Source organism: Larkinella sp. C7 (genome assembly GCF_006149005.1).
In the GTDB taxonomy this organism is placed as follows: Bacteria; Bacteroidota; Bacteroidia; order Cytophagales; family Spirosomataceae; genus Larkinella.
Genome location: NZ_VBSL01000163.1, coordinates 1 through 445, shown reverse-complemented (window position 1 = coordinate 445; position 445 = coordinate 1). Strand labels below are relative to the sequence as shown.

The window sequence follows — 445 nt, the reverse complement described above, 5'->3', positions numbered from 1 at the left end:
CCAGGTTGTAACTTTTTATCAACCCACTACAGTTGACAAAGAGCCCTTATCAAACGAAATGCCTTTGGATTTCGGAACTTTGAAAATTTCAAAAAACGGATTTTCATCGCTCTGAACATCAAAAAAGAAAGGATGAAATGTGTCCTTTCTCGATTTTAGCTTTTCTTCAACCCACTACAGTTGACAAAGAGCCGTCCTTTTTTACTTATTTTGTTTTCTTGACACTGATGATTTCTACGTCATAGCTTCCGGCTGGTGACTCAATAGTTGTGGTATCGCCAACCTTTTTACCAATCAGGGCTTGGGCAATTGGGCTTTCGTTGGAAATCTTACCAGCGAAGACATCAGCTCCTGCTGCCCCAACGATGGAGTAGGTATCTTGATCCGTAGTGCCGACTTCTTGAACAACAACCGTTTTCCCGATAGCTACTTCATCAGAAGCGAC

1 protein-coding gene is annotated in these 445 nt (G+C 42.0%); it reads right to left on the bottom strand.

What is annotated here, in order from left to right; genetic code table 11:
- Positions 1–205: 205 nt before the first annotated feature.
- Positions 206–445: GreA/GreB family elongation factor (locus tag FH871_RS34910; protein ID WP_171063042.1), on the bottom strand; the 240-nt coding region annotated here is incomplete at its 5' end.